At 67.9% G+C, this 430-nt stretch carries 1 protein-coding gene; it reads right to left on the reverse strand.

What is annotated here, in order from left to right; genetic code table 11:
• The coding region (locus QYS60_RS25680) for a condensation domain-containing protein (protein ID WP_371384657.1) at window positions 1-430 on the reverse strand (430 nt) is incomplete at both ends.

Consider the following 430-nt stretch of genomic DNA (forward strand, 5'->3'; position numbering starts at 1 on the left):
ACCGACGGATCGGCCACCACCGCCTCGAGCACCCGCACGAACCGCTCCGCGAAACCGGCCACGGTGCCCTTGTCGAACAGGTCCGTCGCACACGTGAACGTCGCGTCGATGCGAGCCGGCGTTCCGTCCTCGTCGTAGCGGTCGAAGACGGTCAGCTGCAGGTCGGTCTTGGCGAGCTCGAGCTCGAAGTTGGTCGGCGAGACGGTCAGTCCCGGCAGTTCCAGCTTCGTCTGTGCGAGGTTCTGGAAGGACAGGCCCACCTGGAACAGCGGGTTGCGGGCCGTCGACCGCACGGGGTTGAGCACCTCCACCAGGCGCTCGAACGGCACGTCGGCGTGCGCGAACGCGCCGAGGTCCGTCTCCCGGACCTGAGCCAGGAACTCGTCGAATGCGACGTCGGACTGCACGCGGGTGCGGAAGACGAGCGTGT

The organism is Rhodococcus sp. GXMU-t2271, from assembly GCF_041414735.1.
Classification (GTDB): Bacteria; Actinomycetota; Actinomycetes; order Mycobacteriales; family Mycobacteriaceae; genus Rhodococcus; species Rhodococcus indonesiensis.